Source organism: Paracoccus sp. 22332, from assembly GCF_052045125.1.
In the GTDB taxonomy this organism is placed as follows: domain Bacteria; phylum Pseudomonadota; class Alphaproteobacteria; order Rhodobacterales; family Rhodobacteraceae; genus Paracoccus; species Paracoccus haematequi_A.
In genome coordinates, this window is the sequence record NZ_JBQEOI010000005.1 from 171,745 (window position 1) to 190,783 (window position 19,039).

Consider the following 19,039-nt stretch of genomic DNA (forward strand, 5'->3'; position numbering starts at 1 on the left):
TTCAGGGTTTCTTCGCGATATCGCGGATGCGTGCAACCTGCGCGACATCGCTTTCCGCTTCCAGCGCGGTCAGAAGGTTGTGCAGATGCTCCTGGTCGCGCAACTCGACCTCGACCTCTATCCGGTAGAAGTCGGGCTTGCGGTCCATGAATTCAAGATTCGAGATATTGGCCCCCTGCGCCCCGATCAGGCTGCAAATCCGTCCCAGCACCCCGGCATCGTGACGGATCGTCAGGCTCAGCATCGTGGAATAGACCGCCGGGTGGCGGCCCGCGCGCCATTGCACGTCGACCCAGCGGTCGGGGCTGTCCTCGTATTCCGCCAGCACCGGGCAGTCGATGGCGTGGATCACCACGCCCTTGCCGCGATAGGTGATGCCGACGATCCGTTCGCCGGGCAGCGGGCGGCAGCAGGACGCGCGCTTGAAGTCCGCGTCCGCCTCGACCCCGGCGAAGGGGCGGGTGCCGTCGATCTCGTCCTGATGGGCGGCCAGGTCGGGATACAGGACCTGCAACACCTCCTTGGCGGAGTTTTCCGCGCTGCCGATCCGGGCCAGCAATTCGTCGCCGTCGGCGATGCCCATCTGCTTGGCGGCGGTGCGCAGCGCCTTGTCGGTGACCTTGCGGCCGACATGTTCGAAGCTGACGCGGACAAGTTCGCGGCCCAGGCGGATGAAGCGGTCGCGATCTTCCTCGCGCAGGGACCGGCGGATCGCGGCCTTGGCGCGGCCCGTCACCACGATGTCCAGCCAGGTCGATTGCGGGCGCTGACCCGAGGCGGCGATGATGTCGACCGCCTGGCCGTTCTTCAGCCGTGTCCACAGCGGCACGCGGATCCCGTCCACCTTGGCGCCGACGCAGGAATTGCCCAGCCGCGTGTGGATCGCATAGGCAAAGTCGATGGGCGTCGCGCCCTTGGGCAGTTGCAGCACGTCGCCCTTGGGCGTGAAGCAGAACACCTGGTCCTGGTACATCTCCAGCTTGACGGCTTCCAGGAACTCGTTGTGGTCCTCGTCCTCGAAGCGGTCGGTCAGACTGTCGATCCATTCCGCGGGGTTGACCGCGAAGGGGTTCTTGGTGCGGGCGCCGTCGCGATAGGCCCAGTGGGCCGCGACGCCGGATTCGGCGACCTCGTGCATCTGGCGGGTGCGGATCTGCACCTCGACCCGCTTGCCGTCGCGGCCCGAGACGGTGGTGTGGATGGATCGGTAGCCGTTCGATTTCGGCTGGCTGATGTAATCCTTGAACCGTCCGGGCACGGCGCGCCAGCGTTGATGGATCACCCCAAGCGCGCGATAGCAGTCCATGTCCGACCGGGTGATGATGCGGAAGCCATAGATGTCGGACAGCCGCGAGAAAGCCAGCTGCTTTTCCTGCATCTTGCGCCAGACGGAAAACGGCTTCTTGGCGCGGCCGAAGACATCGGCCTCGATCCCCTCGCGTTCCAGTTCGACCCGGATGTCGGCGGTGATCTGGCCAATGATGTCGCCGCTGTCCCGTTGCAGGCTGACGAAGCGGCGGATGATGGAATTGCGCGCCTCGGGGTTGATGACCTTGAAGGCCAGATCCTCCAGCTCCTCGCGCATCCACTGCATCCCCATGCGCCCGGCCAGCGGCGCATAGATGTCCATCGTCTCGCGCGCCTTCTTGACCTGCTTTTCGGGGCGCATTGACCGGATCGTGCGCATGTTGTGCAGCCGGTCGGCCAGCTTGACCAGGATCACCCGCAGGTCGCGGGACATAGCCATGAACAGCTTGCGGAAATTCTCGGCCTGCTTGGACTGCGCGCTGGACAGTTCCAGATTGGTCAGCTTGGTGACGCCATCGACCAGATCGGCGATCTCGGCTCCGAAGGTGGCGGTCAGGTCTTCCTTGGTGGATCGGGTATCCTCGACCGTGTCGTGCAGCAGGGCGGTGACGATGGTCGCGTCGTCCAGCCGCATTTCCGTCAGGATGGCGGCGACGGCGATGGGGTGGGTGAAATAGGGTTCGCCCGACTGGCGGAACTGCCCTTCGTGCATCCGCATCCCGTATTCATAGGCGTCGCGGATTAGGGTCGCGTTGCTGCGCGGGTTATAGTTGCGGACAAGCGCGATAAGGTCTTCGACATCAATCATTCTTTGCCGAAGACCCCTGTTTTCGTGACCTTAACGCTGGTTCGCTTCCAGCATCATGCGCAGCATCCGTTCCTCGGATTCCTCGTCGGCGGGGCGGGGGCGATCCACCTCGGCGCCCAGCAGCAGGGCCATGGCGTCCTCTTCCGGCTCATCGACCTCGATCTGGGTCTGGGTCGATTCGATCATCCGTTCGCGCAGATCATCCACCGGCTGCGTTTCCTCGGCGATCTCGCGCAGGGCCACGACCGGGTTCTTGTCGTTGTCGCGATCCACCGTCGGCGGGCTGCCTGCGGCGATCTCTCGCGCGCGATGCGAGGCCAGCATCACCAGATCAAAGCGGTTCGGGACTTTGTCGACGCAGTCTTCGACCGTTACGCGGGCCATGTCTCACCTGTGCAGTTGCGAATCGGGTATCCGGGGCGAAATCGAGATTCTGAACCCCCCATGCGCCGTTGTCAAGCATCGGCAAGCCCGCTGCCGGGCGCAAGCGGTGTCATGCCCGACAGGGCACCGGGTCCAAGTCGCGCCACCATCTCTGACACCGACTGCCCGGTCAAGGGGTGGCGCCAGCCGGGCGCGATCTCGGCCAGGGGGACCAGGACGAAGCCGCGATCGGCCATCCGGGGATGGGGCAGGATCAACTGGTCGGGCGCCACGACCCGCTGCCGGTCCGGGGGCAGATCCATCCAGTGCCGCAGCGTCGCGGCATCGGGCAGGATCCGGTCGTCAAGGGCGATCAGGTCCAGATCCAGCACCCGCGCCGACCAGCGGCCCGTGCTGCGGTCGCGCCCGAAATCAGCCTCGATCCCATGCAGACGGTCCAGCAGCGCCCGCGGCTCAAGGCCGGTGCGAATCGCCGCCACCGCATTGGCGTAATCCGGCCCGGATCCCGGCGGAAAGGCGGGCGTGTGCCAGATGCGGCTGACCGCTTCTATTGAAATATCCGGGTTTGCGTGCAGAATCGGCAGGGCATCGCGCAGAGTTCGGGCCGCGTCGCCCCTTGCCGATGGCAGGTTCGCGCCCAGGGAAACGATACCGAAAGACAAGTTTTCCATAGGCCCCTGTTCGTTCTATGAAGTCTGCGAAGGCCGTCACGGCGCGCTTCGCCCGCGTGTTGAACGAGCAATTCCATTGAAGGCAACAAAAATGTTTTACAAGGATGATCGCCTGGCGATCTTCATCGACGGAGCCAATCTCTATGCTTCCGCCAAGGCCCTGGGCTTCGACATCGACTACAAGCTGCTGAGGCAGGAATTCGACCGGCGCGGCAAGCTGATGCGCGCCTATTATTATACCGCGCTGATGGAGGGCGAGGATTATTCCCCGATCCGCCCCTTGGTCGACTGGCTGCACTACAACGGCTATTGCGTGGTGACGAAGCCCGCCAAGGAATACACCGACACAATGGGCCGCCGGAAGGTCAAGGGCAACATGGACATCGAACTGACCATCGACGCCATGCAGCTTGCCCCCCGCCTGGACCATGCGGTGATCTTTTCGGGCGACGGCGATTTCCGCCCCCTGATCGAGGCCTTGCAGCGCCAGGGCGTGCGCGTGTCGGTCGTGTCCACGATCCGCAGCCAGCCGCCGATGATCGCCGACGACCTGCGCAGGCAGGCCGACAACTTCATCGAACTGGACGCGCTGCGCGACATCGTGGGGCGGCCGCCGCGCGAACAGCAGTCGGGCGAGGTCTGAGAGACAAGGCCCGCTGTCCCGCTGCGGGCCATCAAGGCCGGGGGCAGGTCACACCAGCCGCCCCTCCTGCATCGCCGCCCGGATGAAGCCCGCGAACAGCGGCGCCGGGGCGAAGGGCTTGGACTTCAGTTCGGGATGGGACTGCACGCCGATGAACCAGGGGTGGTCGGGGTATTCGATCACCTCGGGCAGCTTGCCGTCGGGCGACATGCCCGAAAAGCACAGGCCCGCCTGTTCCAGGGCCTCGCGATAGGTCGCGTCGACCTCGTAGCGGTGGCGGTGGCGGTCCTCTATCTCGGTTGCGCCGCCATAGACTTCGCTGATCCGCGAATCGGGGGTCAGCATCGCGGTATAGGCGCCAAGGCGCATGGTGCCGCCCTTGTCGTCCGTCACCTTGCGCTGCACGGTGTAGTTGCCCTGCACCCATTCCTTCAGATGATAGACGACGGGGGTGAAGCGCGTCTTGCCCGCCTCGTGGTCGAACTCCTCGGATCCGGCGTCGGGCATCCCGGCCAGGTTGCGGGCGGCCTCGATCACGGCCATCTGCATCCCCAGGCAGATGCCCAGATAGGGCACCTTCTTTTCGCGCGCATATTTCGCGGCGGCCAGCATTCCTTCGGTGCCGCGCTCGCCGAAGCCGCCGGGCACGATGATGCCGTGATAGCCGTCCAGAAGATGCGCGCCTTCGCCTTCCAGCTTTTCGCTGTCCACCCAGTCGGCTTTTACGCGGACGCGGTTGGCCATGCCGCCATGGGTCAGCGCCTCGGCAATGGATTTATAGGCGTCTTCAAGCTGGGTATACTTGCCGACCACGGCGATGCGGACCACACCTTCGGCGTTTTCCAGCCGGTCGATCACGTCCTCCCATTTGGACAGGTCTGGACGCGGGGCGGGGCTGATGGCGAAGGCGTCCAGGACCGCGCGGTCAAGCCCCGCGCGGTGATAGGCCAGCGGCGCCTCGTAGATCGACTTCAGGTCATAGGCGGGGATCACCGCGTCGGGGCGCACGTTGCAGAACAGCGCGATCTTGGCGCGTTCCTTTTCCGGGATCGGGTGTTCGGACCGGCAGACCAGCACGTCGGGGGCAAGGCCGATGGATTGCAGTTCCTTGACGCTGTGCTGGGTGGGCTTGGTCTTCAGCTCTCCGCTGGCCGCCAGATAGGGCAGCAGCGTCAGGTGCATCAGGATGCACTGGCCGCGCGGGCGTTCGTGGATGAACTGGCGGATCGCCTCGAAGAAGGGCAGGCCCTCGATGTCGCCCACGGTGCCGCCGATCTCGCACAGCATGAAATCGACCTCATCCTCGCCGATGGCCAGGAAGTCCTTGATCTCGTTGGTGACGTGGGGAATGACCTGGATGGTCTTGCCCAGGTATTCGCCACGCCGTTCCTTTTCCAGCACGTTGGAGTAGATCCGGCCCGAGGACACGCTGTCCGTGCGCCGCGCGGCGACTCCGGTGAAGCGTTCGTAATGGCCCAGGTCCAGGTCGGTTTCCGCGCCGTCATCGGTCACGAAGACCTCGCCATGCTCGAACGGCGACATGGTGCCGGGATCGACGTTCAGATAGGGGTCCAGCTTGCGCAGCCGCACGGTGAAGCCCCGTGCCTGCAACAGCGCGCCTAGGGCCGCCGAGGCCAGGCCCTTGCCAAGCGAGGACACGACGCCGCCGGTGATGAAGATGTAACGCGCCATGAAGGCCCCCGTGAGATGCAAATTCTGTTTGGCTGCGGGCCGTTGGACAGCCAGCATCACGGGACTTGAGATATAGCCGATTCGCCCCGTGGCCGCAATGGACCGCAAGTTGATGTGGGGCGGAAAGGCGCCGCCCCTAGTTGTGGTGTGCTTAGTTGGCGGGCGCCGGGCTGGCCGGGGCAGGGGCCGCGGGCGCATCAGCCGCAGGCGTCGTGGCCGCAGGCGGCGCCACGGGTTCGGCGGCCGGTGCCGCCGCCTCGGGCGTGGCGGTGTCGTTCGCCGGGGCGGCCGCTTCCGGCAGGGGCGGCGTCAGCGGATCGCCCGCCGCGCCGCTGGAGGGCGGCGGCACATAGGCCGGAACCTGCGGCAGCGTCGATTCCTGACGGCCTGCGGGCACGCCCAACTGGTCCATGATGGAACTGTTCGACACCTGCCGCGCCGCAATGATGGTCAGCGCGATCGAGGTCACGAACAGCGCGATGCCGAAGATCCAGGTCAGCCGCGTCAGGGCATTGGCCGCCTGGCGGCCGGTCATGACACCACCGCCACCGCCGCCCATGCCAAGCCCGCCACCCTCGGATCGTTGCAGCAGCACCACCCCGGTGAGCAGCACCGCGAGGATCAGATGGATGGTCAGGACGACGTTTTCCACGGCTTTCGGCCTTTCGCTTTCGGACGCGCCTATCTAGTCATCCGGGCAGATGATGGCAAGCGAGTGTGAACCATGCCTGCGCTGATGATCCAGGGCACCGGATCGAATGTCGGAAAGTCGCTGCTGGTGGCGGGCCTGTGCCGCGCGGCGCGGCACCGGGGCCTGTCGGTGGCGCCCTTCAAGCCGCAGAACATGTCGAACAACGCCGCCGTGACCGCCGATGGCGGGGAAATCGGCCGCGCCCATGCCTTGCAGGCCCGCGCCTGCGGGTTGGAGCCGGTGACCGACATGAACCCCGTCCTGCTGAAGCCCGAGACCGACACCGGCGCGCAGGTGATCCTGCAAGGCCGCGCCGTGGCGCGGGCCGAGGCGCGCGATTATGCGACGTTGCGTCCTCGTCTGCTGCAAGGCGTGCTGGACAGTTTCGCCCGCCTGCGTGCGGCGCATGACCTGGTGATCGTGGAAGGCGCGGGCAGCCCGGCCGAGGTCAACCTGCGCCCCCGCGACATCGCCAATATGGGCTTCGCGCGGGCGGCGGGCGTGCCGGTGGTGCTGGCGGGCGATATCGACCGGGGCGGGGTGATCGCGCAGATCGTCGGCACCCAGGCGGTTCTGGACGCCGGGGATGCGGCGATGATCCGGGGATTTCTGGTCAACAAGTTCCGGGGCGATCCGCGCCTGTTCGACGACGGCTATCGCCTCATCGAGGCGCGCACCGGCTGGCGCGGCTTTGGCCTGGTGCCGTGGTTCGCCGGGGCGCATCGCCTGCCCGCCGAGGACGCGGTGGATCTGCGGGCCTGGAAAGGCGAGGGGCTGCATGTGGTCTGTCTGTGCCTGTCGCGGATCGCGAATTTCGACGACCTGGACCCTCTGGCCGCTGAACCCGCTGTGCGGCTGACCATGCTGGGGCCGGGCCGGGCGATCCCCGGCGATGCGGATCTGGTGATCCTGCCGGGCACCAAATCCACGCTGGGCGACCTGGCCTTCCTGCGCGCGCAGGGCTGGGACACCGATCTGATCGCCCACCACCGGCGCGGCGGGCATGTGCTGGGCATCTGCGGCGGCTATCAGATGCTGGGCCGGGTGATCCGCGACCCTTCGGGCAGCGACGGGGCGGTGGGCGAGGTCGCGGGCCTCGGCCTGCTGGACGTGGAGACCGCGATGGCCGCCGACAAGCGGTTGGAGCGGATCGGCGGCACCGCCCTGGGCCAGCCGGTGACGGGATACGAGATCCATATGGGCCGCACCTTTGGCCCCGACTGCGCGCGGCCCTTCGCCCATATCCCCGGTCCCGACGGCGCACACAGCGCCGATGGCCGGGTCGCGGGCACCTATCTGCACGGGCTGTTCTCGGACGATGCCTTCCGCGCGGCCTGGCTGGCGCGGCTGGGCGCGCCGTCGCGGCCGGGATACGAATCCGGGGTGGACCGGACGCTGGACGAACTGGCCGCCCATCTCGAAGCGCACCTGGACGTGGGCGGGCTGCTGGCGGTGGCCTCAGGCGGCTGACAGGCGCAGCACCTCGGCCACGTCGGGATCGGCATTCATCCGGTCGAACAGCCGCGCGATATTGGGATAATCCTTCCAGGTCTTCGCCACCTTGGCCGACCACCGCGCCATGACGAAGGCATAGGCATCGGCCACCGTCCGACGGTCGCGATAGACATGGCCCTCGGCGCCGATCAGCCTGTCCAGATAGGTCATCACCCGATCCACCCGCGCCTCGGCCGCCTTTTTCACATTGTCCAGCGATGGCGGCGCATGATCGGCGGTAAAGCGCTGCGGGCTGAACAGCGGCCAGAAGGCGGGGTGGAAGTCGCCGGTCAGGAAGGCCATGGCTTCGGCGAATTCGAACCGGCCCATCGCGTCGTCGTCGGGACCAAGCCGGGCGGCGGGATGGGTTTCGGCGATATAGCCCAGGATCGCATCCGCCTGGGTCATCGCGCGCGGCCCGCCCAGATCCAGCGCGGGCACCTGCGCCAGCGGATTGACGCGCCGGAAGTCCGGGGACGCGTAATCGACCCTGACCGCTTCGAAGTCCGCACCCGCCCAGCGAAGCGCGATCCAGGGGGCCAGGGCACAGGTTCCCGGCGCGTAGAACAGTCTCATGGCGATCCCTCCCGTTCGATTGCGATGGTGGCGCGGCGGGGATGGCATTGCAAGCTTGTGACGGGCTTGCGGCTGGACGAAATGGCCCCGCCGCGCTACCTCGGGGGCATGGAACACGCAAAGCCCCCCTTGATGCTGTATCTTGCCGCGCCGCGCGGATTCTGCGCGGGCGTGGACCGCGCCATCAAGATCGTCGAGATGGCGTTGCAGAAATGGGGCGCCCCCGTCTATGTCCGCCACGAGATCGTCCACAACAAGTTCGTGGTGGACAGCCTGCGCGACCAGGGCGCGGTCTTCGTCGAGGAACTGGACGAGGTGCCCGACGACCGCCCGGTGATCTTTTCGGCCCATGGTGTGCCCAAGGCCGTCCCCGCCGAGGCGCGGCGGCGCAACATGATCCATGTGGACGCGACCTGCCCGCTGGTCACCAAGGTCCATAACGAGGCCGCCCGCCATCATGCCGAGGGGTTGCAGATGGTGATGATCGGCCATGCCGGCCACCCCGAGGTGCTGGGCACGATGGGGCAACTGCCCGAGGGCGAGGTGATCCTGGTCGAGACGGTCGCCGATGTGGCCGCCCTCGCGCCGCGCGACCCGGCGCGGCTGGCCTTCATCACCCAGACCACGCTGTCGGTGGACGACACCGCCGAAATCGTGGCGGCGCTGAAGGCGCGTTTTCCCGCCATCCACGGCCCCGCGCGCGAGGATATCTGCTATGCCACCACCAACCGGCAGGCCGCCGTCAAGGCGGTCGCGCACAAGATCGACGCGCTGCTTGTGATCGGGGCGCCGAATTCGTCCAATTCCAAGCGGCTGGTCGAGGTCGGGCGGGCTGCGGGCTGCGCCTATTCGCAGCTGGTGATGCGCGCCGACCAGATCGACTGGCGCGCCATCGACGGCGCCCGCGCGGTGGGCGTCACGGCGGGCGCAAGCGCCCCCGAGGTGCTGGTGAACGAGGTCATCGACGTCTTCCGCGCCCGCTATGACGTGACGGTCGAGATCGTCGAGACGGCGCAGGAGAACGTCGAGTTCAAGGTGCCGAAGGTGCTGCGCGACAGCGCCTGACGGCCAGGCCGGGGGCGCTTCGCCCCCCGGACCCCCAGAGGATATTTGTGCAAAGGTGAAAGCAGGTGCGGCTTTATTCCATGCCCTCGTCGGGCAACAGCTACAAGGTCCGGTTGCTGCTGGCGCTGACGGGCCGGGCGGTCGAGGTCGTGGATTGCGAATATGGCTCGGCCAATCTGGCGCGGGCGAAGGCGGTGCTGCCCTATGGCAAGGTGCCGGCGCTGGTTCTGGACGATGGCCGGGCCTTGGGCGAATCCGACGCGATCCTGTGGTTTCTGGGCGAGGGGACGGCGTTCGTTCCCGCCGATCCGGTGGTCCGCGCGCAGATGCTGGCCTGGATGTTCTGGGAGCAATACAACCACGAGCCGGTGATCGCCGTGCGCGCCGCCCTGCGGACCTATCCCGACCGCGCGGCGCAGGCCACGCCCGAGCGGCTGGCCGACCTGCTGGAACGGGGCCATGCCGTGTTGCAGGTGCTGGAGGACCGGCTGGCGGGCCATGACTGGCTGGCGGGGGATGCGATCAGCTTGGCCGACATCTGCCTTTACGGCTATACCCATACGGCGGGCGATCGGGGCGGGTTCGAGATGGCGCGGTTCCCGGCCGTCAACCGCTGGCTGGACCGGGTGGCGGCGTTGCCGGGATATGTGGGGCTGGATGGCTGAGCTTTTCGCCTGGACCGACGGCGCGTGCAGCGGCAATCCCGGCCCCGGCGGCTGGGGCGTGCTGATGCGCGCCATGGACGGGGATACCGTCGTCAAGGAACGCGAGCTGTCCGGGGGCGAGGCGCTGACCACCAACAACCGGATGGAGCTGATGGCCGCGATCAGCGCGCTGGAGGTTCTGGCCCGGCCCAGTGCGATCACCATCACCACCGACAGCGCCTATGTGAAGAACGGCGTGACCCAGTGGATCCACGGCTGGAAGAAGAACGGCTGGCGCACGGCCGACAGGAAGCCCGTCAAGAATGCCGAATTGTGGCAGCGCCTGGACGAGGCCCGGCGGCGCCATGACGTGACCTGGGCCTGGATCAAGGGCCATGCGGGCCACCCCGAAAACGAACGCGCCGACGAACTGGCCCGCGCGGGCATGGCGCCCTTCAAGCCCGCCAGGGTCGCGGGGTGAGCGTCGGGGCGCTTGTCCCGCTGCTGGATTATGCCAGCGTGCTGGTGTTCGCGCTGACCGGGGCCCTGGTCGCCAGCCGGGCGCAGCTTGACCTGGTGGGCTTCATCTTCTTCGCCACGCTGACGGGCATCGGCGGCGGCACGGTGCGCGATCTGGTGCTGGGGCGCGATCCGGTCTTCTGGGTGCAGCGGCCGGAACTGATCCTGCTGACGGCGGGCGCGGCGGTCGTTGTGTTCTTCACCGCGCATCTGTTCGAAAGCCGCTATAATCTGATCGTCTGGCTGGACGCCTTCGCGCTGGCGGTGGCGGTGCCTGCCGGCGTCGGGCTGGCGCTGGAAACCGGCGCGGCGCCGGTCGTCGCGGTGGCGATGGGCGTCGTGACCGGCACCTTCGGTGGGCTGATCCGCGACGTGGTGGGCAACGAACTGCCCATGGTCCTGAAGCAGAAAGAGCTTTACGTCACCGCGACCTTCGGCGGCGCCCTGGTCGGGGTCGCGCTGATCGGCGTCGGGATGCCGCGCCCGATGGCGCTGATCCTTTGCGGGCTGGTGGTCATCGCGCTGCGGGCGGGCAGCCTGCTGCTGGGCTGGAGCCTGCCGACCTACAAGGCGCGCCCGCCGCGCCGCTAGCGCAGGATCGGCGGGCCTTCGCGGGTGGGGCGGACATCCTCGACCCCCATGCGCAACCCGGCGCCGATGCGGTGGGCCAGCGCCGACCAGGCGCGGGCGGGGTCCGGCGGCAGGGTGCGGCGCAGGGTCTCGTCGAACAGCGCCAGCCAGATCGGGAAATGATCCGCGCGCACGTCGCCCGCCCGCATATGGGCGCGCATCGGGCTGCCGTCATAGCTGCGTTCATAAAGGATCGCATTGCGCCAGAAGGCGGCGATCTTTGCCTCATGCGTGGGCCAGTCGGCGACGTGGTTGGCGAAGACCGGACCCAGCACCTCGTGCCGCCGGACGGCGCCGTAGAAGACGGCGACCACGCGGTCGATCTGCGCGGCGGTCACGTCGAAGCGGGGCGGAATCATGGCGGCTTGTCTGTTCATGGTCGGATCTCATGTGGCGCGCGGCCCGGCCCGGCGCAAGGCGCGGTTTGACGCATGGGGCGGCGGCTGCTATGGCCGCGCGCCGCTCGAAAGGAAGCCCCATGTCCCATTACTCCGACGCCCTGACCCAGCTTGGCGCCCGGACCGACCTGCCCGCCAGCCCGGACCAGGCCGTGCTGGAGCGCGTGCCGAACCCCCAGGCGGGCGAGGTTTATGCCGTCCGCTTCACGCAGCCCGAGTTCACCAGCCTGTGCCCGATCACCGGCCAGCCGGATTTCGCGCATCTGGTGATCGACTATGTTCCCGGTGACTGGCTGGTGGAATCCAAGTCGCTGAAGCTGTTCCTGGGCAGCTTCCGCAACCACGGCGCGTTCCATGAGGATTGCACGGTGGGCATCGGCAAGCGGCTGGTCCAGGCCATCGCGCCGCAATGGCTTCGGATCGGCGGATACTGGTATCCGCGCGGCGGGATGCCCATCGACGTGTTCTGGCAGACGGGGGCCGCGCCCGCCGGGCTGTGGCTGCCCGATCAGGGTGTCGCGGGCTATCGCGGGCGCGGTTAGCGCAGGTTCCGCCAGACCAGCAGCGCCGCGTCCGACAGATCGCCGGCGCGGGCCAGGATATGCTCGGCCCCGATGCCGCCACCGGGACGGGCCGCATCCAGCCGCGCCAGAAGGCGCAGGATGCGGCGGCGGTGGATGCCGGTCCAGGCCTGCACCGGGTCGGCGACCAGCCCGGCGAAGGTCGTGACCAGAGACCCGATCACCGCCAGGGCGATGCCGGTCAGGACCACCGCCCAGGGCGACAGCTCGACCGGAAAGGCCCAGTACCAGGCGCGGCCCAACGTGTCGCCCAGCAGGAAATCGTTTACCGCCGTGGCATGGGCGCGCAGTTCCGCCAGCGGTCCGGCCAAGGAAATCACCCCCGGCGTGGCGCGGTTGAACAGGGCCCAGCCAAAGGCCAGCACGATCAGCGAGGTGGCGATCTCGGACACGGCGTTGCGGGTCTCGGCCAGGGCCGCGGCTTCGCGGCGCACGGCGGCGGGCGGCGCGCCGGGTCCGATTCCCTGGGCGTCCAGGTCGGTGATCAGGCGGATCAGGTCGGACTCGATCACCCGGCCCATGTCCGAGGGCAGAAAGATCCGCCGCGCCGCCAGCCAGGCGCCTGCGCGGCGCGCGCCCAGTCGCGACAACAGCCAGGCCAGCAGCCGCGTCAGAAGGAAGACCGGCGACAGCATCACGTTCAGCGGGGCGCGCAGCAGATCCAGCCCAAGTGCCGCGCGGTGCAGCCGCCATGTGCCGCGCGGCCCGTATCGGTCGCGGACGAAGCGCGATACGGCGGCGCGGCGGCGGGCCATCGCGTCATCTGTCAGGGTTGCGGGCACGCGGGCGCCTTTCTATAGAGGTCGGCATGGAATTTCTGGCGTTCGGACCCCGAATTAGCAACCCGGCGGCGTGAGGTTTCGCGCCGCCGGGTCATGCCTGTCCGAAGCCCCTCCCCGAAGGAAGCCCCGATGGCCGCCGATACCGCCACGACCGACGCCCCCGACTACCGCGACACCGTGTTCCTGCCGCAGACCGAGTTTCCCATGCGCGCGGCCCTGCCGCAGCGCGAACCGGAATGGCTGGCCCGCTGGGACCGGATCGGCATCTATGACCGCCTGCGCGAACGGGCGGAAGGCCGCGCGCCCTTCATCCTGCATGATGGCCCGCCCTATGCGAACGGGCATCTGCATATCGGCCACGCGCTGAACAAGACGATCAAGGACATCGTGGTGCGCAGCCACCAGATGATGGGCCGCGACGCGCGCTATGTGCCGGGCTGGGACTGCCACGGCCTGCCGATCGAATGGAAGATCGAGGAGAAATACCGCGCCGAGGGCCGCGACAAGGACGCCGTGGACATGGTGGAGTTCCGCCAGGAATGCCGCCGCTTCGCCGACGAATGGGTGGATATCCAGCGGCAGGAATTCAAGCGCCTGGGCGTGACCGGCAAGTGGGACGATCCCTATCTGACGATGGATTTCCATGCCGAGGCGGTGATCGCGGCCGAGTTCATGAAGCTGGTGATGAACGGCGCGCTGTATCAGGGGTCGAAGCCGGTGATGTGGTCTCCGGTCGAAAAGACCGCGCTGGCCGAGGCCGAGGTGGAATACAAGGACCACACCAGCCACACGATCTGGGTGCGGTTCCGGGTGGAAAGCGGGCAGGGTATTTGGGCAAAGAAGAAGCCCGTCAGCGTGGTGATCTGGACGACGACGCCCTGGACCATTCCGCAGAACCGGGCGGTCGCCTTCAACCCGGCGATCGGATACGGGCTTTATGAGGTCGGCGCGGTGGCCGAGGGCGCAACCGCCACGGCGGGAGAGGTGCTGGTGCTGGCCGATGCCTTGGCCGAAAGCGTCATGAAGGCCGCGAAGGTCGAGGAGTTCAGCCGCCTGGGCGACGTGGCGGCGGCGGATCTGGAGAGCGTGGTGCTGGCCCACCCGTTTCGCGGCGTCGAGGGCGGCAATGGCGAATGGGATTATGACGTGCCGCTGCTGCCCGGCGACCATGTCACCGACGACGCGGGCACGGGATTTGTCCATACCGCACCCAGCCATGGCGACGACGACTATCAGCTGGGGCTGAAATACAAGCTTCCGATGACCTATAACGTCGAGCCGGACGGCCGTTATCGCGCCGATCTGCCGCTGTTCGGCGGGCAGGCGATCATCGACGCGGACGGCAAGGACGGCCCCGCCAATGTCAGCGTCATCAAGCAACTGGCCTATGCGGGCGCGCTGCTGGCCAAGGGGAAGATCAAGCATTCCTATCCCCATAGCTGGCGGTCCAAGGCGCCGCTGATCTATCGCAACACTCCGCAATGGTTCGCGGCCATCGACAAGCCGCTGGCCGACGGCATGAACGACTATGGCGACACGATCCGCACGCGGGCGCTGACCAGCATCGACAAGCTGGTGAAATGGTGGCCGCAATCGGGGCGCAACCGGATCCATTCGATGGTCGAGAACCGTCCCGACTGGGTGCTGTCGCGCCAGCGGGCCTGGGGCGTGCCGCTGACCTGTTTCGTGCGCCGCGGCGCGAAGCCGGGCGACGACGATTTCCTGCTGCGCGACCAGCGGGTCAACGACCGCATCATCGCCGCGTTCGAAGCCGAGGGCGCCGATGTCTGGTATCGCGACGGCTTCAAAGCGCACGTTCTGGAGGGCGTGGCGAATCCCGACGACTATGATCAGGTCATGGACGTGCTGGACGTGTGGTTCGACAGCGGCTCGACCCATGCCTTCGTGCTGCGCGACCGCGCGGACGGGACGCCGGACGGGATCGCCGACGTCTATCTGGAGGGCACCGACCAGCATCGCGGCTGGTTCCAGTCGTCATTGCTGCAAGGCTGCGCGACCAAGGGCCGGGCGCCCTATCGCAACGTCCTGACGCATGGCTTCACGCTGGACGAGAAGGGCATGAAGATGTCCAAGTCGCTGGGCAATACCATCGTGCCCGCGAAGGTGATCGAGCAATACGGCGCCGACATCCTGCGGCTGTGGGTGGCACAGGCGGACTACAGCGCCGACCAGCGGATCGGGCCGGAGATCCTGAAGGGCACCGCCGACAGCTATCGCCGGTTGCGCAACACGCTGCGCTTCCTGCTGGGCGCGCTGGATGGCTTCAGCGATGCCGAGAAGCTGGACCCGGCGCAGATGCCCGAGCTGGAGCAGTGGGTTCTGCACCGGCTGGCGCAACTGGATCACGCGGTCCGCAGGGGGTACGACCAGTTCGATTTCCAGGGCGTGTTCCAGACGCTGTTCCAGTTCTGCACCGTCGATCTGTCGGCCTTCTATTTCGACATCCGCAAGGACAGCCTGTATTGCGACGCGGCGGACAACCCGCGCCGCCGGGCCGCGCGGACGGTGCTGGACATCCTGTTCCACCGGCTGGTCACCTGGCTGGCGCCGATCCTGCCCTTCACGACCGAGGATGTGTGGCTGTCGCGCTTCCCGTCTTATGACGACAGCGTGCATCTGCACGATTTCCCCGACACGCCCGCCGACTGGCTGAACGAGCCGCTGGCGGTGAAGTGGGACCATGTGCGCCGCGCCCGGCGCATCGTCACCGCCGCTTTGGAGGTCCGGCGCGCCGACAAGACCATCGGCGCCAGCCTGGAGGCCGCGCCGGTCGTCCATGTCGAGGATCGGGACATGCTGGCGGCGCTGAAATCGGTGGATTTCGCGGATGTCTGCATCACCTCGGACCTGTCGCTGACCGCCGATCCAGCCCCGGCCGAGGCCTTCCGCATGGCCGAGATCCCCGGCATGGGCGTGGTCTTCGAACTGGCGGACGGCGAGAAATGCCAGCGCTGCTGGAAGATCCTGCCCGATGTGGGCAGCCACGCCCATCCCGGCGTCTGCGCCCGCTGCGACGACGTGCTGGCATGACGGATGACGACCTGCGCCGGGCGATCCTGGCGCGGGTCGAAGCCCTGCGCCCCGGCACGACCTGCTGTCCCAGCGAGGTCGCGCGGGATCTGGCAGCCGACTGGCGTCCGCTGATGGATCCGATCCGCGATCAGGCGCTGCGGTTGCAGGACCAGGGGTTGCTGCGCATCACCCAGGGCGGGGTACCCGTTACCGGCACAAATATTCGGGGACCGATCCGCCTGTCCCCCGCGACACCGAAGGAGACGCGCGATGTATAAGCCCGCAAGCGACCGTTACGACCGGATGCAATACCGCCGCTGCGGCCGGTCCGGGCTGAAGCTGCCCGCGATCAGCCTGGGTCTGTGGCACAATTTCGGCCATGACACGCCGCACCAGACCAAGCGAGAGATCTGCCGCACCGCCTTCGATCTGGGCATCACCCATTTCGACCTGGCCAACAACTATGGCCCGCCCCCCGGCAGCGCCGAGGAAGCCTTTGGCGAGATCCTGCGCGGCGATTTCGCGGGCCATCGCGACGAGCTGATCATCAGCAGCAAGGCGGGCTGGACCATGTGGCCCGGACCCTATGGCGAATATGGCAGCCGCAAATACCTGATCGCGTCCTGCGACCAGTCGCTGAAACGGCTGGGCGTGGATTACGTCGACATCTTCTATTCCCACCGCTTCGATCCCGACACGCCGCTGGAGGAAACCATGGGCGCGCTGGATCAGATCGTGCGGTCGGGCAAGGCGCTCTATGTCGGGATTTCCAGCTATAACAGCGCCCGCACGGCCGAGGCGGCGGCGATCCTGCGCGATCTGGGCACGCCCTGCCTGATCCACCAGCCCAGCTACAACATGCTGAACCGCTGGATTGAACGCGACGGGCTGCTGGACACGCTGGACGCCCAGGGGGTCGGCAGCATCGTCTTTACGCCCCTGGCGCAGGGGATGCTGACCGGCAAATACCTGAAGGGCATCCCGCAGGACAGTCGCGCGGCGCAGGGCAAGTCCCTGGCCCAGGACTGGCTGACCGACGACATGACCCGACGCCTGAACGGGTTGAACGACCTGGCGGCCGCGCGCGGGCAGACGCTGGCGCAGATGGCGGTGGCCTGGGCGCTGCGCGACGGGCGCGTGACCAGTGCGCTGATCGGGGCGTCCCGCGCCTCGCAGGTGGTCGATTGTGTCGGCGCGCTGGACCGGCTGGATTTCAGCGCCGACGAACTGGCGCGCATCGACGAACTGTCGGCCGGCGGCGACGTGAACATCTGGCGCGGATCGACCGAAGGCGCGGGCGAGGGCTGAGGCGACAGCGCCGCCCGGCCGTGCTAGACTGGCGCCATGCACAGCCAAGGGGGGGCGCCATGCCTGTCGTCAGCGTCAGCCTGATGAACGTGCCGGGGACCGAGGCCGCCATCGGCTGGGCGGGCGGCCATTGCCTGATCGCCGACCGCCCCGAGGGGCGCGCGGGCGGCATGGGCCTGGGCTTCAACGGCGCGCAACTGCTGGCCCTGGCCATCGGCGGCTGCTTCTGCAACGACCTGCGCTACATCGCGCATCGGCGCGGGGTGGGCATCGCCTCGGTCGCGGTCAAGGTGCATCTGGCGATGGAGGGCGATCCGCTGATTGCCACCGGGGCGGACATGGTGGTGCAATGCGCCACCGAGGATGGATCGGACCCTGCGGCGCTGATCGAGGAAGCCAAGGCCGGTTCGATGGTCGGCTGTTCCCTGCCGCGCGGGATCCCGGTGCAGGTGTCGGTGGGGCAGGGCTAATCCCACCACCAGCCGTGTTTCTTCAGCGCCTGGCGGAGCGGCTTTTCGCGCGGCGGCAGGCCGCCCGCGAACAGCGGCCGCAGCTTGTCGCGGCCCTTGCCCTGATAGACCAGCTTCCTGGCCGGTTCCCAGTCGCGCAGCCGCTTCTTGATCCGGTTGGGCGCGACGGCGGCCTCCAGCAGCGCCAGCACCGCGTCGGATTCGCGGGCATAGAGCAGCGGCAGGTTGCGGTAATGGCAGGTCACGCCGCCGTCCAGACCCGCAAGGTCTGAACCGGGGCGCCCGCCGCCCAGGCTGTGGATGACCAGCGGCAAGACGACCTGATCCAGCCAGGGGTCGAGGCTCTGGCAGGCCAGTTCGTCGGGCGGATCGCCCCGCACCGACAGCGCCCAGTCCAGGAAGCGTCGCCCGAACACCGCCGGGTCGGGACCGCAGAACCAGCCGGCGTTGAAGTACAGGTAACGTTCCCAATGCTCGTCCGGTCGGGACAGGTCCAGTGACGACGCGAAGTCCAGGCCGAAGCGGTCATAGAGCGATTTCCAGATCGCCGCATGGCCCGGTCCGTAAAGCGGTGGCTGCGGCCATGTTCCTTCGCGCCGCATGGACGCGGAAGGCCGCGTTCCGAAAGGCACCCGGTCCAGCGGGCCGGTGATCAGCGTGTCGGTGTCGAAGAACACGAACGGCTCGTCCGCGGGCAGCACCGGCAGCGCCTCGATCTTGTTGCCGTAAGGATAGGCTGCGCCGAAATGGCGGGCGGTGAAGGGGGTGATCCGTGCCCCCAGGCTTTCCAGCAGGGCGCGGCTGTCGTCGGCCATCAGGGTGTCGTGACCGGCCCAGGCGCCGTCGGGCCGGGGTTCGGCGACGATCAGGCGGCCGGTGAAGCCGGGGGCGGAATGGCGCAGGCTGGCCGCGAAGATGATCGCCTGAAACTCCAACCGCCCAGCTTGCGCGACGATCAGAAGGTTCGGCGCCATCACCCGCCCAGCAGGTCGAAGACGGTTTCCTTGGGGCGGCACAGCCGCGCGCCCTGGGGTCCGAAGACCACCGGGCGTTCGATCAGCGCCGGATGGTCCGCCATCGCCGCGATCAGCGCGTCGTCGGACAGCGACGGATCGGCTAGCCCCAGGTCGTCATAGGGCGTGTTCTTCCGCCGCAGCAATTCGCGCGGCGCGATGCCCAGCCGGTTCAGGGCCGCGCGCAGTTCATCGGCCGTGGGCGGCTGCGCCTGATAGTCGCGCACCGTCACATCCGCCCCCGAATCCCGCAGGGCTTGCAGCACGAATCGAGAGGTCGAGCATTTCGGATTGTGCCAGATCGTATAGTCGGACATGCGGCCTCCTGC

General features: G+C 67.6%; 21 protein-coding genes. 11 read left to right on the top strand and 10 right to left on the bottom strand.

Features of this window, described 5'->3' with window-relative positions; all coding sequences use genetic code 11:
* Window position 1: 1 nt before the first annotated feature.
* From ACTJI6_RS08060 to folK, 3 genes are all read right to left on the bottom strand, one after another.
* The gene (locus ACTJI6_RS08060) at window positions 2-2,116 is read right to left on the bottom strand and encodes a RelA/SpoT family protein (protein ID WP_126152808.1); all 2,115 of its coding nucleotides are present in this window, start codon (window positions 2,114-2,116) and stop codon (window positions 2-4) included.
* Window positions 2,117-2,146: 30 nt separating this feature from the next.
* Window positions 2,147-2,500: a DNA-directed RNA polymerase subunit omega gene (gene rpoZ / locus ACTJI6_RS08065; RefSeq protein WP_126152809.1), complete on the bottom strand. Its 354-nt coding sequence runs from the start codon at window positions 2,498-2,500 to the stop codon at window positions 2,147-2,149.
* 71 nt (window positions 2,501-2,571) lie between these two features.
* Window positions 2,572-3,171, bottom strand: a complete 600-nt coding sequence (folK, locus tag ACTJI6_RS08070; protein ID WP_440799455.1) for a 2-amino-4-hydroxy-6-hydroxymethyldihydropteridine diphosphokinase — start codon at window positions 3,169-3,171, stop codon at window positions 2,572-2,574.
* Between the two features lie 91 nt (window positions 3,172-3,262).
* Between folK and ACTJI6_RS08075 the strand changes: the two genes are divergently transcribed.
* Window positions 3,263-3,814, top strand: coding sequence for a LabA-like NYN domain-containing protein (locus tag ACTJI6_RS08075; protein WP_126152811.1), 552 nt, complete (start codon window positions 3,263-3,265; stop codon window positions 3,812-3,814).
* A 48-nt stretch (window positions 3,815-3,862) separates the two neighbouring features.
* Here ACTJI6_RS08075 and ACTJI6_RS08080 read toward each other — a convergent pair whose 3' ends face one another.
* Complete coding sequence (locus tag ACTJI6_RS08080; RefSeq protein WP_126152812.1) at window positions 3,863-5,506, bottom strand: CTP synthase; 1,644 nt, start codon at window positions 5,504-5,506, stop codon at window positions 3,863-3,865.
* A gap of 151 nt (window positions 5,507-5,657) precedes the next feature.
* Window positions 5,658-6,158 carry a preprotein translocase subunit SecG gene (secG, locus tag ACTJI6_RS08085; RefSeq protein WP_440799460.1) on the bottom strand — a complete coding sequence of 167 codons (501 nt, stop codon included), beginning with the start codon at window positions 6,156-6,158 and terminating at the stop codon, window positions 5,658-5,660.
* 72 nt (window positions 6,159-6,230) lie between these two features.
* Here secG and ACTJI6_RS08090 point away from each other — a divergent pair, with 72 nt between their 5' ends.
* Complete coding sequence (locus ACTJI6_RS08090) at window positions 6,231-7,667, top strand: cobyric acid synthase (protein ID WP_440799463.1); 1,437 nt, start codon at window positions 6,231-6,233, stop codon at window positions 7,665-7,667.
* On the opposite strand, the gene ACTJI6_RS08095 is transcribed toward ACTJI6_RS08090, so the two are convergent.
* On the bottom strand, window positions 7,656-8,267 hold the full coding sequence (locus tag ACTJI6_RS08095) for a glutathione S-transferase family protein (RefSeq protein ID WP_440799466.1): 612 nt from the start codon (window positions 8,265-8,267) through the stop codon (window positions 7,656-7,658). The two genes, ACTJI6_RS08090 and ACTJI6_RS08095, sit on opposite strands and share 12 nt — an antisense overlap.
* A gap of 108 nt (window positions 8,268-8,375) precedes the next feature.
* Between ACTJI6_RS08095 and ispH the strand changes: the two genes are divergently transcribed.
* The 4 genes from ispH to ACTJI6_RS08115 all read left to right on the top strand — a co-directional run bounded on the left by ispH (window position 8,376) and on the right by ACTJI6_RS08115 (window position 11,086).
* Window positions 8,376-9,332, top strand: a complete 957-nt coding sequence (gene ispH / locus ACTJI6_RS08100) for a 4-hydroxy-3-methylbut-2-enyl diphosphate reductase (protein ID WP_440799469.1) — start codon at window positions 8,376-8,378, stop codon at window positions 9,330-9,332.
* Between the two features lie 65 nt (window positions 9,333-9,397).
* Entirely contained in the window at window positions 9,398-9,997 is a 600-nt protein-coding gene (locus tag ACTJI6_RS08105) for a glutathione S-transferase family protein (RefSeq protein WP_440799472.1), read from the top strand.
* Entirely contained in the window at window positions 9,990-10,457 is a 468-nt protein-coding gene (rnhA, locus tag ACTJI6_RS08110; protein WP_126152817.1) for a ribonuclease HI, read from the top strand. The genes ACTJI6_RS08105 and rnhA overlap by 8 nt, the downstream gene beginning before the upstream one ends.
* Entirely contained in the window at window positions 10,454-11,086 is a 633-nt protein-coding gene (locus ACTJI6_RS08115; protein WP_440799476.1) for a trimeric intracellular cation channel family protein, read from the top strand. Before rnhA ends, ACTJI6_RS08115 begins: the two co-directional genes overlap by 4 nt.
* On the opposite strand, the gene ACTJI6_RS08120 is transcribed toward ACTJI6_RS08115, so the two are convergent.
* Window positions 11,083-11,502, bottom strand: coding sequence for a group III truncated hemoglobin (locus ACTJI6_RS08120; RefSeq protein WP_440799479.1), 420 nt, complete (start codon window positions 11,500-11,502; stop codon window positions 11,083-11,085). The two genes, ACTJI6_RS08115 and ACTJI6_RS08120, sit on opposite strands and share 4 nt — an antisense overlap.
* Window positions 11,503-11,603: 101 nt before the next feature.
* Between ACTJI6_RS08120 and queF the strand changes: the two genes are divergently transcribed.
* On the top strand, window positions 11,604-12,065 hold the full coding sequence (queF, locus tag ACTJI6_RS08125) for a preQ(1) synthase (RefSeq protein WP_440799482.1): 462 nt from the start codon (window positions 11,604-11,606) through the stop codon (window positions 12,063-12,065).
* Here the strand turns inward: queF and ACTJI6_RS08130 are convergent.
* Entirely contained in the window at window positions 12,062-12,886 is an 825-nt protein-coding gene (locus tag ACTJI6_RS08130; RefSeq protein ID WP_440799485.1) for a DUF6635 family protein, read from the bottom strand. The genes queF and ACTJI6_RS08130 overlap by 4 nt on opposite strands.
* 129 nt (window positions 12,887-13,015) lie before the next feature.
* On the opposite strand from ACTJI6_RS08130, the gene ileS reads away from it, so the two are divergent.
* From ileS to ACTJI6_RS08150, 4 genes are read left to right on the top strand one after another with little or no spacing between them, the layout of a single operon-like run.
* Window positions 13,016-15,937: an isoleucine--tRNA ligase gene (gene ileS, locus ACTJI6_RS08135; RefSeq protein ID WP_440799488.1), complete on the top strand. Its 2,922-nt coding sequence runs from the start codon at window positions 13,016-13,018 to the stop codon at window positions 15,935-15,937.
* Window positions 15,934-16,197: a DUF3253 domain-containing protein gene (locus ACTJI6_RS08140; protein ID WP_440799491.1), complete on the top strand. Its 264-nt coding sequence runs from the start codon at window positions 15,934-15,936 to the stop codon at window positions 16,195-16,197. The genes ileS and ACTJI6_RS08140 overlap by 4 nt, the downstream gene beginning before the upstream one ends.
* A complete protein-coding gene (mgrA, locus tag ACTJI6_RS08145) occupies window positions 16,190-17,227 on the top strand; it encodes an L-glyceraldehyde 3-phosphate reductase (RefSeq protein WP_440799494.1) in 1,038 nt (345 codons plus the stop codon). The genes ACTJI6_RS08140 and mgrA overlap by 8 nt, the downstream gene beginning before the upstream one ends.
* Window positions 17,228-17,286: 59 nt before the next feature.
* A complete protein-coding gene (locus tag ACTJI6_RS08150; RefSeq protein WP_440799497.1) occupies window positions 17,287-17,697 on the top strand; it encodes an OsmC family protein in 411 nt (136 codons plus the stop codon).
* Here the strand turns inward: ACTJI6_RS08150 and ACTJI6_RS08155 are convergent.
* Both ACTJI6_RS08155 and arsC read right to left on the bottom strand, forming a co-directional pair.
* Window positions 17,694-18,671 carry a hypothetical protein gene (locus ACTJI6_RS08155; RefSeq protein WP_440799500.1) on the bottom strand — a complete coding sequence of 326 codons (978 nt, stop codon included), beginning with the start codon at window positions 18,669-18,671 and terminating at the stop codon, window positions 17,694-17,696. The two genes, ACTJI6_RS08150 and ACTJI6_RS08155, sit on opposite strands and share 4 nt — an antisense overlap.
* A complete protein-coding gene (gene arsC, locus ACTJI6_RS08160) occupies window positions 18,671-19,027 on the bottom strand; it encodes an arsenate reductase (glutaredoxin) (RefSeq protein ID WP_440799503.1) in 357 nt (118 codons plus the stop codon). Before arsC ends, ACTJI6_RS08155 begins: the two co-directional genes overlap by 1 nt.
* Between the last annotated feature and the right edge of the window lie 12 nt (window positions 19,028-19,039).

Coding starts and splice junctions, on each gene's coding strand:
- ACTJI6_RS08060 (WP_126152808.1), bottom strand. CDS start 2,116: ATGATTGATGTCGAAGACCTTATCGCGCTTGTCCGCAACTATAACCCG.
- rpoZ (WP_126152809.1), bottom strand. CDS start 2,500: ATGGCCCGCGTAACGGTCGAAGACTGCGTCGACAAAGTCCCGAACCGC.
- folK (WP_440799455.1), bottom strand. CDS start 3,171: ATGGAAAACTTGTCTTTCGGTATCGTTTCCCTGGGCGCGAACCTGCCA.
- ACTJI6_RS08075 (WP_126152811.1), top strand. CDS start 3,263: ATGTTTTACAAGGATGATCGCCTGGCGATCTTCATCGACGGAGCCAAT.
- ACTJI6_RS08080 (WP_126152812.1), bottom strand. CDS start 5,506: ATGGCGCGTTACATCTTCATCACCGGCGGCGTCGTGTCCTCGCTTGGC.
- ACTJI6_RS08090 (WP_440799463.1), top strand. CDS start 6,231: ATGCCTGCGCTGATGATCCAGGGCACCGGATCGAATGTCGGAAAGTCG.
- ACTJI6_RS08095 (WP_440799466.1), bottom strand. CDS start 8,267: ATGAGACTGTTCTACGCGCCGGGAACCTGTGCCCTGGCCCCCTGGATC.
- ispH (WP_440799469.1), top strand. CDS start 8,376: ATGGAACACGCAAAGCCCCCCTTGATGCTGTATCTTGCCGCGCCGCGC.
- rnhA (WP_126152817.1), top strand. CDS start 9,990: ATGGCTGAGCTTTTCGCCTGGACCGACGGCGCGTGCAGCGGCAATCCC.
- ACTJI6_RS08120 (WP_440799479.1), bottom strand. CDS start 11,502: ATGAACAGACAAGCCGCCATGATTCCGCCCCGCTTCGACGTGACCGCC.
- queF (WP_440799482.1), top strand. CDS start 11,604: ATGTCCCATTACTCCGACGCCCTGACCCAGCTTGGCGCCCGGACCGAC.
- ileS (WP_440799488.1), top strand. CDS start 13,016: ATGGCCGCCGATACCGCCACGACCGACGCCCCCGACTACCGCGACACC.
- ACTJI6_RS08140 (WP_440799491.1), top strand. CDS start 15,934: ATGACGGATGACGACCTGCGCCGGGCGATCCTGGCGCGGGTCGAAGCC.
- mgrA (WP_440799494.1), top strand. CDS start 16,190: ATGTATAAGCCCGCAAGCGACCGTTACGACCGGATGCAATACCGCCGC.
- ACTJI6_RS08150 (WP_440799497.1), top strand. CDS start 17,287: ATGCCTGTCGTCAGCGTCAGCCTGATGAACGTGCCGGGGACCGAGGCC.
- ACTJI6_RS08155 (WP_440799500.1), bottom strand. CDS start 18,671: ATGGCGCCGAACCTTCTGATCGTCGCGCAAGCTGGGCGGTTGGAGTTT.
- arsC (WP_440799503.1), bottom strand. CDS start 19,027: ATGTCCGACTATACGATCTGGCACAATCCGAAATGCTCGACCTCTCGA.